The 14,546-nt window shown below is 69.7% G+C and carries 11 protein-coding genes; 1 reads left to right on the top strand and 10 read right to left on the bottom strand.

Annotated elements, in window-relative coordinates; genetic code table 11:
* Window positions 1-5: 5 nt before the first annotated feature.
* Both BA175_RS05665 and BA175_RS05660 read right to left on the bottom strand, forming a co-directional pair.
* The gene (locus BA175_RS05665) at window positions 6-1,835 is read right to left on the bottom strand and encodes an ABC transporter ATP-binding protein (protein WP_069170083.1); all 1,830 of its coding nucleotides are present in this window, start codon (window positions 1,833-1,835) and stop codon (window positions 6-8) included.
* Window positions 1,836-2,142: 307 nt separating this feature from the next.
* Window positions 2,143-2,580 carry a VOC family protein gene (locus BA175_RS05660; RefSeq protein ID WP_069170348.1) on the bottom strand — a complete coding sequence of 146 codons (438 nt, stop codon included), beginning with the start codon at window positions 2,578-2,580 and terminating at the stop codon, window positions 2,143-2,145.
* 630 nt (window positions 2,581-3,210) lie between these two features.
* Between BA175_RS05660 and BA175_RS05655 the strand changes: the two genes are divergently transcribed.
* Window positions 3,211-4,137: an SDR family oxidoreductase gene (locus BA175_RS05655; RefSeq protein WP_438947311.1), complete on the top strand. Its 927-nt coding sequence runs from the start codon at window positions 3,211-3,213 to the stop codon at window positions 4,135-4,137.
* A 164-nt stretch (window positions 4,138-4,301) separates the two neighbouring features.
* Here the strand turns inward: BA175_RS05655 and BA175_RS05650 are convergent, their stop codons facing one another.
* From BA175_RS05650 to BA175_RS05615, 8 genes are all read right to left on the bottom strand, one after another.
* Window positions 4,302-5,144, bottom strand: a complete 843-nt coding sequence (locus tag BA175_RS05650) for a methyltransferase domain-containing protein (RefSeq protein WP_069170081.1) — start codon at window positions 5,142-5,144, stop codon at window positions 4,302-4,304.
* A gap of 565 nt (window positions 5,145-5,709) precedes the next feature.
* Window positions 5,710-7,140, bottom strand: coding sequence for an FAD-binding oxidoreductase (locus tag BA175_RS05645; protein ID WP_069170347.1), 1,431 nt, complete (start codon window positions 7,138-7,140; stop codon window positions 5,710-5,712).
* Window positions 7,141-8,035: 895 nt separating this feature from the next.
* Entirely contained in the window at window positions 8,036-9,625 is a 1,590-nt protein-coding gene (locus BA175_RS05640; protein ID WP_069170080.1) for an MFS transporter, read from the bottom strand.
* Between the two features lie 185 nt (window positions 9,626-9,810).
* Window positions 9,811-10,857: a methyltransferase gene (locus BA175_RS05635; RefSeq protein WP_069170079.1), complete on the bottom strand. Its 1,047-nt coding sequence runs from the start codon at window positions 10,855-10,857 to the stop codon at window positions 9,811-9,813.
* A 129-nt stretch (window positions 10,858-10,986) separates the two neighbouring features.
* A complete protein-coding gene (locus BA175_RS05630; protein ID WP_069170078.1) occupies window positions 10,987-12,051 on the bottom strand; it encodes a methyltransferase in 1,065 nt (354 codons plus the stop codon).
* 157 nt (window positions 12,052-12,208) lie between these two features.
* The gene (locus BA175_RS05625; RefSeq protein WP_069170077.1) at window positions 12,209-13,264 is read right to left on the bottom strand and encodes a hypothetical protein; all 1,056 of its coding nucleotides are present in this window, start codon (window positions 13,262-13,264) and stop codon (window positions 12,209-12,211) included.
* Window positions 13,265-13,321: 57 nt separating this feature from the next.
* Complete coding sequence (locus BA175_RS05620; RefSeq protein WP_069170076.1) at window positions 13,322-14,044, bottom strand: GPR1/FUN34/YaaH family transporter; 723 nt, start codon at window positions 14,042-14,044, stop codon at window positions 13,322-13,324.
* A gap of 80 nt (window positions 14,045-14,124) precedes the next feature.
* Window positions 14,125-14,546 (bottom strand): phosphopantetheine-binding protein (locus tag BA175_RS05615; RefSeq protein WP_175420747.1); only part of this gene is annotated, 422 nt, incomplete at its 5' end.

Below are 14,546 nucleotides of genomic sequence, written 5' to 3'. Positions count from 1 at the left end.
GGCCGTCAGCGCGGTCCGGGCACGTCCGCGGGCCCTCCGGCGACGGAGTCGACGAGGAACCCGCCGGACTGGTGGTGCCAGAGCCTGGCGTAGGCGCCGTCGGTACGCAGCAGTTGGTGGTGCGTACCCTGCTCGACGATGCGGCCGCGGTCGAGCACGATGAGGTGGTCCATGGCCGCCACGGTGCTCAGGCGGTGCGCGACGACCAGCGCGGTCCGGCCCTCCATCAGTTGCCACAGGGCCTGCTGCACGAGGGTCTCGCTCTCGGAGTCCAGCGCGCTGGTCGCCTCGTCCAGCAGGAGGATCGGCGCGTCGCGCAGGATCGCACGGGCCAGGGCGACCCGCTGCCGCTGCCCGCCGGAGAGTTTCACGCCACGCTCCCCCACCATCGTGTCGAAGCCCGCCGGCAGGTTGTCGGCGAACTCCGTGACGTGTGCCGCGTCGGCGGCTGCGCGGATCTCCGCTTCCGTGGCGTCCGGGCGTGCGAAGCGGATGTTCTCCCGCAGGGTGCGGTGGAACATGGCGGGTTCCTGGGGGACGTACGCGATCAGGCTCCGTAGGTCGGACTGGCGCAGGCGGCTGATGTCCTGGCCTCCGACCAGGATGCGGCCGGACTGGACGTCGGCCATCCTCAGCAGGAGCCGGGTGAGCGTGGTCTTGCCGCCGCCGGAACGTCCGACGAGGCCGATCCTCGCTCCGCTGGGCACGTCCAGTTCCAGCCCGTCGAAGATGGGGGCGCCCCCGTCGTGCGCGAAGGTGACGCGTTCGAAGCGGACGTCCGCGGACCGGGGGTCCAGCGGTTCGGGTGCCACCGGGTCGAGCACGGTGGGCGGGGTGAGCAGCAGCTCGGTGAACTGGGCCGCCTCGGTCATCGAGCTCTCGAGGCGGCGGTAGATCTGGTTGAACTCGAACATGATGCGGGTGGAACCGGTGTAGTACGTGAAGGCGACCACGATCGCCTCGACGCTGCCGCCGCCGGCGCCGATACCGAGGGCGAGGAGCAGACCCAGCCCGTTGGTCAGGACGGAGAGCGGCGCGACGAGGGTGTCGATCCGGAGGTTTCCGTAGTCCCAGGAGCGCAGCGTCAGCCGACGGGACTCCGCGACCCGTGCCCGGTGTTCGGCGGCCTCGCGCTCCTCGGCGGCGAACGCGCGCACGGTGTCCATGTTCATGAGTGCGTCGGACACATGGCCCGACACGCGGGCGATCGCGTCCTCTCGGCGGTTGACCAGTTTCTGGCGGCGGCGGATGAGAGGAGCGGCGCACAACGCCGTGACCGTGATCATGATCAGGAGCCCGGCCACGAGCAACGGGTCGTAGCTCCAGAGGATCACCGTGCCGAACAGCAGCGGGGCCAGGCTTCCGACGACGTTGAACGTGAGGGTGTCGACGAACTCCTCGAAGCGCGAGGCGAAACTCAGTACCCGCTTGGTCAGTGACCCGGCGAAGTTGTCCTGGAAGAACGCGGCGTCCTTTGCGAACAGTTCGTCCATGCCGATGACGTACAGGTGCTCGATGCCACGGGCGTCGACGCGGTTGAGGCAGTGCAACCCGAGCCGCCAGAGAGTTTCCGCCAGAAGGAGTACGCCTGCGAACACGCCGACGTAGGGAAGCGCGTCGCGGATGCCGAGGGGGCCGTCGTCGGCGATGCGGCCCACGAGCTTGGCGACGACCAGGGGCGCGACGTATGTGATGCCGATGTTGCCGAGGGCCGGGAGCGCGAGCGCAGGAACGGAGAGTCCACGCTGGCGGGAGAGCTCCCGGAGGTAGTGGCGGAGAGCGATACGGACCGGGCCTCCACCCGGTCGGGCCCTGCGGAACTGCTGCGATCCCATACCGACCTCACGTCCGTTCGCGGGCAGTTGCTCCGGGCTCCGCCAGGTGGGAGAGGCCTCCCGCGAGGGCGCTCCTCCGTGCCGGCCCACGTGCTCGCCGGGCGTCCGTGGCAAGAGATCCGAAGAGAAGAGTCTCCCGTGGCCGAGCGAACGGCGTCCACGTGTTTTCAGGGGCGCGAGCAGCACGCGGCGCCGCTCGGCCGGTCCACGGCTCACCTTCGCGCGACCGGCGCACACGCCCTACGGGCAGTCCTCCCAGCCCCGTCGACAACCGGGTGTCCTCACGGGCCACGGGCGCGATCGTCCGTCAGTTGTTCTTCAGCTCCTCGGCGAGCATGACGAGAATGCCGCTGGGACCGCGGACGTACGTGAGCTTGTAGACGTCCTCGTAGGTCGCCACCCCGCGCAGCGGGTGGCATCCGTGCCGTGCGGCTGTCTCGAGGGCTTGGTCGAGGTCGTCGACCGAGAAGGCGACGCGGTGCATGCCGATCTCGTTGGGGCGAGTGGGCTCCGACTCGATCGCTTCGGGGTGGATGTACTCGAAAAGCTCGAGGCAGCCGTGCCCGTCGGGTGTCCGGAGCATCGCGATGTTGACGTGATTGCCGTCCAGGCCGACGGCGGTGTCGGCCCACTCACCACTGACCGTGTCACGGCCGACGACCGTGAGACCGAGGTCGGTGAAGAAGGAGATGGTTGCTTCGAGGTCGCGCACGGCGATTCCGACGTTCTCGAGTGTGATGGCCATACGCGGCATGCTAAGGGCTGACCCGTACCGACACGGCGCTTCCCGCTGAGGGCTGCCCCGCGCTTCACGGCGGGCGCGCGACGACGGCTACGGCACCACGCCGCGCCGTCGTGACGTCCCCGTACATCCAGCATGCGGACGTCCCTCCGCCGTGCGGAGCCCCGTATCCGACGCCGCACGCTGATCGAACGGGGATTGCGGGACAGCCCTCAGACCACGGCCGGGTACGCGTCCCCAGTCGGGTGACACGTCCCCGGCGAGGTCGGCCGTGACCGGTCCACCGACGTCCGGGCCGGTCCGCCCGGCGGCGTCCGGGCCTCGGTGACGCGCCGGTCCTCGGCAGGATCGTGCTGACACCGTAGCCCCGCGCTCCTCTCCCCGTGAGGCGCGCGGGGCATCCACGGGATGGAGTCCCACCGGGCGGCGCCGACGGGGTCCTCTCCCGACGACGCGGCCGACGGCTCGTCCGGTCGCGCGGTGGCCCGCCCTTTCCGCCGCGCTCGCACAGAACGGCCGAAAAAGACGACAAGGGTTGTCGGGTTAAGAGGTGATCATGGTGTGAAGCCGCTCGCGTCGAGGACGAACGCGGGCCGGAACCGCACAGACAGATGAGGGAACTCCATGGGACTCATGTCCGACACACCAGCTCCGGACCTCCAGGGGAAGATCGCACTGGTCGCGGGTGCGACCCGGGGAGCCGGACGAGCCATCGCCGTCCAACTGGGCGCGGCCGGTGCGACGGTCTACGTCACCGGCCGTACGACCCGGGAACGCCGCTCGGAGTACAACCGGTCCGAGACGATCGAGGACACCGCGGAGCTGGTCACCGAGGCGGGCGGGACGGGTATCGCGGTCCCGACCGACCATCTGGTGCCCGAGCAGGTACGTGCGCTCGCCGAGCGCGTCGACGCCGAGCAGGGGCGGCTCGACGTGCTGGTCAACGACGTCTGGGGCGGTGAGCGGCTGTTCGAGTTCGACAAGAAGGTGTGGGAACACGATCTGGACAACGGCCTCCGGCTGATGCGGCTCGGCATGGACACGCATGCGATCTCCAGCCACTTCCTGCTGCCGCTCCTGGTGCGCCGGCCCGGCGGGCTCGTGGTGGAGATGACCGACGGCACCTCCGACTACAACGGCAGCCACTACCGCAATTCGTACTTCTACGACCTGGTCAAGAACAGCGTGCTGCGTATGGGATATGTGCTCGCCCACGAGCTGAAGTCGTACGGCGGGACGGCGGTGACGCTCACACCGGGCTGGATGCGTTCGGAGATGATGCTCGAGACGCTCGGCGTCACGGAGGAGACCTGGCGCGACGCGCTGACCGAGGTGCCGCACTTCTGCATCTCGGAGAGCCCGTCGTACGTGGGCCGGGCGGTCGCGGCGCTCGCGGGTGACGCGGAGGTCGCACGCTGGAACGGCCAGTCGGTGTCCAGCGGGCAGCTCGCGCAGGAGTACGGCTTCACCGACCTCGACGGCTCGCGGCCCGACTGCTGGCGCTATCTGGTCGAGGTGGAGGAGGCGGGCAAGCCCGCCGACGCGTCCGGTTACCGGTGACGGGCACCGTTCACGGTCAGGGGCGCTGACAGCGGTCCGCTCCCCGGCCGGGACGGCGGGTCTGCGCCGTCCCGGCCGGGCTCCGGTACCCGCACGCGCGCCGGGCCGCCCTGCACCCCACGAGACGGCGGGGTGCAGGGCGGCCCGGCGCGCAGCGGCGGTGATCAGGAGCCGGACGCGGGGTCCAGCGTCGCGGCGATCACCAGGTACCCGATGTCCGGGCTGGCCGCCGCCCGGCGCATGAGGCCGATGTACTGGTCGACCGGCTCCGGCCCGTCGATCCGCGCCAGTTCTTCGCGCCGGGCCTCGACGGCATCGGCCATGATCATCCCTGTCCGGGCGACCTTGTCGCTGATGTCGCGGATGTCGATGTCGACGAACCCGCTCGCGGTGAGCAGTCCGCTGTACTCGTCGGCGGTGGCGTAGGCGCTCACGTGGTACGCGGCGCAGATCTCGTCGAGCACCGCGCGGGCCTCAGGACCCACCGGTGGGCGCTCGACGGTGTCGGCGATCACCAGACGCCCGCCGGGACGCAGCACCCTGGCCGTCTCGGCGAGCGCGCGGCTCCGGTCCGGCACGTGGAGCAGCGACTCGACCGCCCAGGCACCGTCGAACGAGTCGTCTCCGAAAGGCAGCTCCATCACATCCGCGTTCCGGAAGGTGGCCAGTTCGGACCGGCCCGCGCGGGCGGCGCGCTCGGTGGCCTGCTCCACCTCGACGTCGCTGACATCGATGCCGGTGACATGCGTCTTCCTGGCCGCGACGAGCTGCAGGGCGGGTTTGCCGACACCGCAGCCGATGTCGAGGACGGAGGCACCGGGCGCGGGGTCGAGCATGCTGATCAGCAGGTCGGTGAGGCGGGCCGTGGCGACGTCGACCGTGCTGTCGTCGGCGTCGTTCTCCCAGTAGCCGTAATGCAGGTTCTCACCCCAGGCGATATTGAGAACCTGGCCGAGGCCCTCGTAGAAACTCGCGACATTGTCGACGCCGGACATCTCGGCAGTCATCTCTCATCTCCCTGTTGTCTGCGACATCCTGGCCCCGGGTGCTCGGCCGGACCACCGTCGAGCCCGCCAGGGTCCGGTGCGGAAGTGCGGGGCTGAAGGCGTACCGGGGCGCTCGAAGACTTTCTGTGAAGCACAAACGAACTCATGACAGGAACGGGGTGTCAAGGCGGTCCCGGGCCCCCCGTTCGCATTCCTCCGGCCGAAAGAAGGCGGCACGGCGGAAGGAAAGGGGCGCATTTCCCGGAAGCGCCCACCGGACAATCCGGCGGCTCTTACGATCGGCCGCGCGCTCCCCGCGCCGGACGCACCGGGACGCCTGCCCGGGGCCGTCCCGCAACTCCCGGCAGGCGCGCGGCGGCAGCCACGGCACCTCGCCACGTCGCCGGGACGTCCCCGTACGCCCGGTAGGCGGACGCCCCTCGACCGTGCGGCGCACCGCGTCCGACGCCACGCACTGATCCACCGGACGTCGCGGGACAGCCGGGCGAGGCGGGCTCCCTCACCTGGGGGTGCGGTGTGCCCGCCGGACGAGGCCGCCCGGCGGGCACACCGTGCCGATGCCGGATCAGGCGGGACGGATCGACAGCGCGTGGCGGAACACGTCACGCGGGTCGTAGGCCGCCTTGACCCGCTGGAGCCGCGCGTAGTTGGCGCCGTAGTACAGGCCGTGCCACGGGGTGGTGGAGGTGTTCCACTCCGGGTCGGCGAGGTCGACGTCCGGGTAGTTGATGTACGCGCCGGCGTTGTCCGCGTCGGGCACCGGAACACCGCCGGTGTTGCGGTAGACGTCACGGTAGAGCTTGCGCACCCACCCGACGTGGGTGGCGTCGTCGGCCTCCTCGCGCCACACACCGGGGGTGAAGTAGACGCGCAGGATCGAGTCCCGGTGGACGTAGGCGGTCGCGTCGGAGCGAACCGAGTTGATCTTCCCACCGAGGGCGGCCAGATTCACCTGGGCGCCCGGATTGCTGATCGAGTCGTCGGTCAGGTAGGTGTAGATCGTGTCCAACTGCTCGTCGGAGTAGCTCTTCTTGAGGTCCGAGGTCTTGTCCTTCTGGCGTCCGGGGGGACCCCAGTACCAGTTGTCACGGTCGAGCCACGGCAGTTCGTACCGCGAGTCGGAGACGGCGGTGACACCGGCTCCGGCGGTGGTGGCCTCGAAGAGCCCGTCGAGCAGGGCCTCGCCCCCCGGGACGTCCTTCGAGACACCGGCCATCAGGCCGATGACACCGGCGGCCTGGTGCGAGGCGGAGAAGGAGGCCCATACCTGGACCTCCTTGGCTCCGGGGGCGCTGTTCCGCTCGTACCACTGGGAGTAGTTGCGCACGAGCGTCCTGAACGCCTGCGGCGACAGGTTGTCCCACGACCACTGCACGTTCCGGACCCGCTGGTTCGAGCCACGGGGCAGGAGCTGACGGGGGTCGGTGGAGACCACACCGGGCGTACGCATCCAGTACCGCGTCACGATCCCGAAGTTGCCGCCGCCACCGCCCGTGTGTGCCCACCACAGGTCGCGGTTGGGGTCGTCCGCCCGGCTGGTCGCCACGACGACGCGGGGCTGCCCGTCGGCGCCCACCACGACCACCTCGACGGCGTAGAGGTGGTCGACGGCGATTCCGTGGATACGGGAGAAGAAGTTGTAGCCGCCGCCGAGTATGTGCCCGCCGAGGCCCACTTCCGAGCAGCCCGCCGAGGGTATCGTCACGCCCCAGCCCTTGAAGAGCGTGTTCTGCGTCGGGGCCACGATCGCGCCGGGGCCCACGGCGAAGGCGCACCGGCGCTCGTCGTAGTAGACGTCCGACATCTGCGAGAGGTCGATGAGGTGCTTGACCCCGGAGTAGGTCGTGAAGTTCTCCAGGCAGTGGCCGCCGGAGCGGACGGCCACCTGCTGGCCGGCCGCGACGGCGCGGCCGAGCGCCTCGGCGACCTGGGCCGCGGAGGTCGCGATGGTGACCTGGTCCGGCCGGTTGCTGAAGCGGGTGTTGTGCGCGCGCATGAAGCTGTCGTACCGGGAGTCCCCGGGCTGCACGGTGATGGAGCCGAACGCCGGTGAACATTCTCCGGCGCTCCTCCCTGCCGCGGCCGCGGTGCCACCTCCGGCTAAGAGGTCCGCCGAGACCAGACCGGCCCCGACAAGTCCGGCACGAGTGAGTAATCCCCGGCGGTTCAGTTCAGACATTGACGCGACTCCTTGCTTCTCACAGGAATTGGGCACAACTCGATCTCAAACGTTCACCGACTGGCCCGACATCGGCAGATCGGAAGCCTACGTCATACCGGGGGTGTCGAAACGTGTCAGTTTTGATGATGTTTCAATCCTGAAGGAATCCCGGGCCGGACGGTGTTCACCAGGTCTCCTTTCACAGGCGGAATACGGGAATCCGCTCGACCCGGGAGCGCGGGATGCGAGATGGACGCCTGGACGGCCACTACCCGCCGGTAAGGGCTGTTCCGCAATTCCCGGCGGGCGCGCGACGACAGCTACGGCACCTCGCCGCGTTGTCGGAACGTCCACATACATCCAGTATGCGGACGTCCCTCCGCCTTGCGATGCCCCGCATCTGACGCCGCACGCCGATCCACCGGGAAGTGCGGGACAGCCCTTGGCCCACCTCACGGTGAAGTGATGTCCGGAAGGCGGCGGGTTCCGACAGCGCCCGCGCGCGATCGCCGCCCGGCGCAGGGAGTGTGCAGCGCGCGGTCCCGCCCCCATCGGGTGAACCGGCCCGGCGGCGCCGCTCGGTGAGACGGGTCGGCAGGCCGGCACCCGCAGCCCGGCGGGAGAGCTCGGCGGATCCGAACGGCGGCACCGGCCGATATGCCGGTCGATGGCTCCGGTCATCCGGTTCCGCCGTCCGGCGGGGGCATCACGCACCGACGCGCCGATCCGGTCAGGGACCGGTACGCGACGCACCCCCGGCGGCACCGCGGCCGTCCAACTCATCGGCGTCGTCCAGGCCGTGACGGTTGCCCCCTGTCGTGGGGCGCAGCACCGCGATGGTCACCACGACCAACAGGGTGACCACCACGCAGATCACGCTGACGTAGAAGAGACTGTCGGTGAACGCCTCGCGGGCCGCGGCGAGGACCGCCGCGCCGACCTCGTCCGGAAGTCTCCCGGCCTCGTACACGGCCGATCCGATGGTGTCCTGGGCCCGGGCGGCCACGCCGGCGGGCAGGGTGTCCGAGACCTCGGCGCGGTACACGGCGGTCCCCACGCTGCCGAGGATCGCGATGCCCATGCCCAGGCCGAGTTCCTGGCAGGTCTCGGAGATCGCGGAGACGGCCCCGGCCTTCTCCGGCGGCGCGGACTCGATCATCATGTCGGTGCCGAGCGCGATGGTCGGTGCCACACCGAAGTTGAGCATCCCGAGCGCGATCATCACCGGGACGAGCCCGTTCTCCGTATCGACCTGGGTCAGTACGGCGAAACCGATCACGGCCATCGCGAGTCCCACCGTCATGACGTACGCGGACCGCATCCAGCGCAGTGCCACCGGGGCCAGCAGGGCACCGGCCACCCCGCCGACACTTCCGGGCAGGGACGCCAGGCCGGTCTCCAACGGTGACAGCCCCACGACCATCTGGAGATACTGCGCGACGAAGAACTGCGATCCCGACATCACGAAGAGGGCGAGACTCATGGTGGTGAGGGAGACGGAGAAGGTGCGCTCACGGAACAGGGCGGGGTCCAGCAGAGGATGGGTGAGACGCCGCTGGCGTACGGCGAACACCACGGCCAGAGCCAGCCCGGCGAGAAGCAGCACCACCGGCAGGACGTCGAACCCCTTGCCCGCCAGCACCTTGAGCCCGTACACCGTCGCCAGCAGGGATACCACCAGCAGCAGTACGCTCGCCGGGTCGATCCTGCCGGGGTTCGGGTCCCTGTACTCGGGGAGCAGTACCGGTCCCAGTACCAGCAGCAGCACCATGGCCGGCACGCTCAGCAGGAAGACCGATCCCCACCAGAAGTGTTCCAGCATCGCACCGCCGACCAGAGGACCGAGAGCCCCTCCCACCAGGAAGCAGGCGATCCAGACGCTGAAGGCGACGGACCGCTGTCGCGAGTCCAGGAACATGTTGCGTATCAGGGACATCGAGGACGGCATCAGGGTCGCCCCTGCGATGCCGAGCAGAGCCCGGCTGACGATCAGCATCTCCGCGCTGGAGGAGAACGCCGTGAGCACGGAGGCCAGTCCGAAGCCGGCCGCCCCGACCAGCAGCAGCCGACGTCGGCCGAACCGGTCACCGAGCGTGCCCGCGATGATCAGCAGACCGGCGATCAGAAAGCTGTAGATGTCGACGATCCACAGCAGTTGCAGTCCGCTGGGCTCGATGCTCCCGCTGAGATGTGGAACTGCCAGGTGGAGCACCGTGTTGTCGAGGCTGATGAGCAGCGCCGGTAAGGCGAGGACGCCGAGGGCCGTCCATTCGCGCTTGCCGGCGCGGGCGGGCGGGGCGGCGGTGGAGTCGTGAATCATGTGGGAGTGCCTATCCGGAGACGAAAGGGTGGTACGCCCATCTGAACGGTCCATGGCCGCCCTGGGAGCGGTTTTCGGCCCCGGGGGGCGACGGGTCGTGGCACACCGCACCGGCGTCCGGGCGGTGCCGGCGGATCAGAAACCGGGCAGGTGCCGACGACCCGTCGGACGGAGTGGGTCACCCGTCAGGTGACGTGTGGGCGGGCCGTGATGACGCCCATGCCACTGGGCAGCACCCTGGTCTCCTCCGGTTCCAGTCCGGCGGCCGTGAGCAGCGCGGTGAACTCTTCGCCGGTGCGCTCCTGCCCGCCCGCCGCTCCGAAGAGGGAGAGCATGTAGAGGTCCATGAGCGCGGGAAGCCGGTGACGTCCGCCCCGGTCGTCCGCGGCAGCGTCGGTGAGCAGGTCGATCACCATGACCCGCCCGTGCGCGGGCATGGCGTCGACGCAGGTGCGGAGGATGGATACCGCGCTGTCGTCACCCCAGTCGTGCAGGATGTGGCTGAGGATGTAGAGGTCCGCGCCGGGTGTGACACCGCTGAAGAAGTCTCCTGCGACGGCGGTGCAACGGTCGGTGAGGCCTGCTTCCACGATGCGTTTCTCCGCGAGCTGCACGGTCCCGGGCAGGTCGACCACACTGCCGGTGCTGCCCGGGGTGCGCTGCAGCAGTTCGCACATCAGATGGCCGTTTCCACCGCCGACGTCCACGATCGTCGGGTACCGGTCGAAGGTGACCGCGTCGAAGATTTCGTCCAGTTCCAGTCGCAGTCCGGCCTCCTGGGAGCGGTCGAAGACCTCGCGCCGATCCGGTCGCCGCTCCAGGTGCTCGAAGAGTGCGCAGTCGTGGAGCAGGGTGAACGCCGAGTCGCCCGTCCGGACGGCGTGGCCGAACTCGCCCCACGTGCGGCCGACTTCACCGGCGAGCAGGAGGGCGCTGGGGCGTGCAGTGCCGGGGGTGTCCGGCAGGAGGGTCGTGCCGAGGCGGGTCAGCGCGAAGGTGCCGTCCGGCTCCTCGGTGAACACCTCGAAGGGAACGAGCGCGCGGAGCAGTCGGCGCAGGGCGAGGGGGTGCGCCGCCACCTCGTCGGCGAGGTCCTCGGCCGAGCGGCGGCCGCCGGCCAGTGCCTCCGGCAGACCGAGCTCTACCGCCGTACACACCGCTTGGGAGACGAGCCGGCCGTAGAGCAGCATGCGCATGCGTGCGGCGTCGTCCCGGAGTCGTGGGTGAAGCATGCGGTCACCTCCTTGTTCGTCGCGGTTCTCTGTCGTCATGCGTCTGCTGTGGTCGGTGGGTCTCGCGGGGCGGTGTACCACCGGGCCGCCGTGGTGGCCGGCCCGGTGGATCCGCGTGCGAGGGAGGGCCTACTTGGTCGCGACGATGACGCCGTGCGGGGTCCAGCCCGGGAAGGGGATGCGCTTGAGAGTGCTGAACCCGGCGTCCCGCAGGCACTGCTCGTGGGTGGCCCAGGAGTAGATCATGCCGCCCTCGGCGGGCAGCGCGGCGAAGTAGACGCTGTCGAGGGCGGCGACGACGGGGCCGTCCCCCTCGTCGTTGGACATGGAGTTGAAGATGACCAGTTGGCCGCCCTCGGGCAGGACCTCGTAGGCACGGCGCAGCAGTTCGGTGTTCTCCTGCGGCGTCCAGATGACCAGCTGGTGGGCGAACATCACCACGTCGCAGCCGGTGGGCAGCGGGTCGCGGAACATGTCGCCGGTGATGACGGAGACCTGGTCACCGACCCCCGCCTGGGCGATCTTCTTCTCGGCGATGGAGCCGGATGCCGGGATCTCGAAGACGGTGACCTTGAGGTCCGGGTTGGCCTGGGCGAGGGCGATGGCGTTGACGGCGTCACCGCCGCCGCAGTCCAGCAGGTGCCGGCGGCCGGAGAGGTCGAGTTCCTGGACCAGGTGCTTGTTGGCCAGTTCCGACCAGGAACGCATGTAGCGGTAGAACACCTGCTCCATGTGCGGGTTCTCGGCGAGCCGGTGGTAGAGGTCACGGCCGGAGCCGCGGACCCGGCGCAGACCGACGTTGCGGTTCTCGCGGAGCGAGTCGGTGAAGTCGAGCTGGCCCTCGTAGACGATGTACTGCTCGAAGGCGACGGTGTCCTCGAAGCGCTGCCAGTCGCCCTCGTCCATGAGGTTCTTGACGACCTCGGCCAGTCGGTACCGTCCGTCCTCCTTGACGAGGATGCCGAGCGAGGTGCATCCGAGGAGCAGGATGTCGACGGCGCGGTCCTGGAGGGAGAGTGCGTCGCGGATCTCGTCCCGGGTCAGTTCCTGCTTCTCGGCGACCAGGTTCGGAAGGCCCAGTTCGCAGGCGGCGTTGAGGTACTGGAAGGCCGCATGCCCGAAGAGAATCCGGGACAGGCCGTCCATATCGAGCTCGACGGGCCCGCCGTGCTGGGTGGATGCGGTCTCGGTCATGAGTGCCCTGCCTCTCGGATGTGAGTGAGTTCCGACCGGTCACTGGGGGGTGTACCGGTGGTGGTGCGTGTGGTGCGGTCGGGAAGTGCGCGCGTTCCTCCGCAGAGCCCGTGGGGCGCGGAGTGCCGCGGTCGGACGGTCGGTGGCGGTGAGGGGGTCATGTGTGGGGGTCGGGATGCGGGACGGCGGGCAGGGTGCCCACGCGCAGCCGCCGGAACTGCTCGATGACGCCGACGGCGGGCCGATGGGACCTGCTGGTCGCGAGGAGACTCGGTGACTGGCGGCCGACGAAGTGACCGCACACACCCTTGTGCGACTCGTACGTGGCGTCGAGCGCGGTCCGGAAGTCCCTCAGGGCGTCGGGGCGGCGCTCCGCCAGCCAGGACCAGGCTCCGCTCGACGCGGTGAGCGCGACCACCAGGGCCTCGTGGTCCCGCCAGCGCAGCCCGCTCATCTGCGGGGGCGCGACGGGTGGCATGAGGGTGGGTCTGATCTCCGCCTGGTACTGGTCGGGGCTGGCATCCCCGGCGAACTGGAGCGCGGCGCGGCAGGCCCACATGACCCGGGAGGCCACTGCGGCCGCCGTGGCGGCGACCTCCTCGTCGCCTGCCTCGGCCGCCGCCGTGAGGCTGTTCACGGCGAGGGTGCCGCCCTGCGCGAGCACCATGAAGACGTGGTGGCCGCGGACCCAGCGCCGGAGTCCGTCGAGGGGTTCCGGCTTCCCTGACCGTCCGCAGGCGGGCACCGGCAGCGGCGCCGGCAGCCGGGTGGGATCGGCCGGCCACCGCACCAGGGTGTCGAAGCCGTTGACCAGGTCGTGCCACGCGGCTTCGTCCAAGCCCGTACCTCGCTCCTCGGCGATCTCGAGGATGCCGAGATGGGCGTTGAGGGCCGCAGCGACGAACAGAGTGAGGGGATCGCCGTGGTGCCGTTCGATGCCGAACGCCAGGTCGTTGTCCAGATTCGGCCGGGACTCCCTCGGATCGTCCACGACGAGCGTGCTGGGCACCGGGCCGAGATCCGCGCGAGCGGTCCGGACGGCGGCGAGCATGCCGGCGAGAGCGGTCCGGTACGCCGGGCCGGCCATCCCGTCGGCCAGCGCGGTGAGGGTGGAGGGAGCCGCTGCCGCGATGGCCGGGGCGTCGCCCGGCAGGTCCTCCGGGCACGGCATGGGGAAGGGGACGGTGGCGACGTCTGGCAGGTAGTCGGTCATCGTGCCTCCTTTACGTGTGCATGGTCGGCAAGGGTCCGTACGCAGCGGCCGTGCCGGTCAGCGGCTCTTGATCAGCGGCTTGCCGAGGGGGAGGTTCTTGGCGCCGGTCGCGCGGTGCATGAAGCTCGCGAAGACGTACATGCCGACGGCGATGAAGAGGAACATCGTCGTGATCCCGATGTAGATCAGCCAGGGGTCGCTCGGCTTCAGGGGGTTGTTGACGGTCTGGTCGATGGCCTGCTCGATCGAGCCGAACAGAACGAGGAGGGTCGCGGAGACCACGGTGAAGAGGAGCGTGAAGACCCGCGGCAGGCGCAGGGTGGTCAGCGTCAGGAGGACGATCACGATGGCCCACACCAGGACGAAGTTGGCGGTGGCCTGACGTTGCTCGATGTTCTCGAATTCTCCCATCCAGTTGTTGTTCAGCGCGAGACTGAGGATGGAGAAGCTGAGCCAGAAGGTGCCGAACAGGCCGTACACCGCCGCGAACACCCCGTCGCCCAGGCGCATCGCCCAGGCCGAGGCCATCAGCAGCATGATGGTGCTGGCGAACACCATGATGGGCAGCGAGGCCACCAGGGAGTTGGCCGGGATGCTGACGTCCTTCAGGTAGAAGGCGAGCGAGATGGAGCCCAGCAGGAAGCCTCCGAAGCCCAGCATGGCGGGCTCGTTGGCCCGGGGTCCGTCGGACAGGTCCGGCACGGGCGCGGACGGCCTGGCGGTGTGAGCGGTCCCGGTGGCCGCCGCCGGGATGTCGAGTGTTGTCTCTTCCTGCTTCATCACTTTCTCCTGGTCTGGTAGGGAGCGGAGGTGGGATGGGCGGAGCGGGGTGTACGGGAGTGGAGGGAAGGAACCGGATGTCACCCCGCGGGTGTTCCTCCCCTGACGCGCCGGATGCGCTGGATCTGGGTGGGCGCCGCCGACCAGGACGCCGGATCGGGCAGCCGGCGGGCGAGGTCGGCGAGTACGGAGTGCTCGAAGATGAGGTGGAGAGGTATGTCGGTTGCGGTGCGTGCCGTCAGTCGGCTGATGACCCGGGTGGCGAGGAGGGAGTGGCCGCCGAGGACGAAGAAGTCGTCGTCCGCGCCGATGTCGGAGACCTCGAGGACTTCGCGCCAGATCTCGGCGACGAGTTCCTCGGCGGGCCCGGAGGGAGCGCGGTAGGTGGCGTGGCCTGTGCCGGGGTCAGGGTCGGGCAGAGCGGAGCGGTCGATCTTGCCGTTGGGCAGGAGGGGGAACTCCTCCAGGCCGACGAAGACGGAGGGAACCATGAAGTCGGGAA

The sequence above is a fragment of the Streptomyces griseus genome (assembly GCF_001715295.1).
In the GTDB taxonomy this organism is placed as follows: Bacteria; Actinomycetota; Actinomycetes; order Streptomycetales; family Streptomycetaceae; genus Streptomyces; species Streptomyces griseus_G.
Note: the sequence above shows the minus strand (reverse complement) of the source record. Positions and strands in the feature narration are given on the sequence as shown.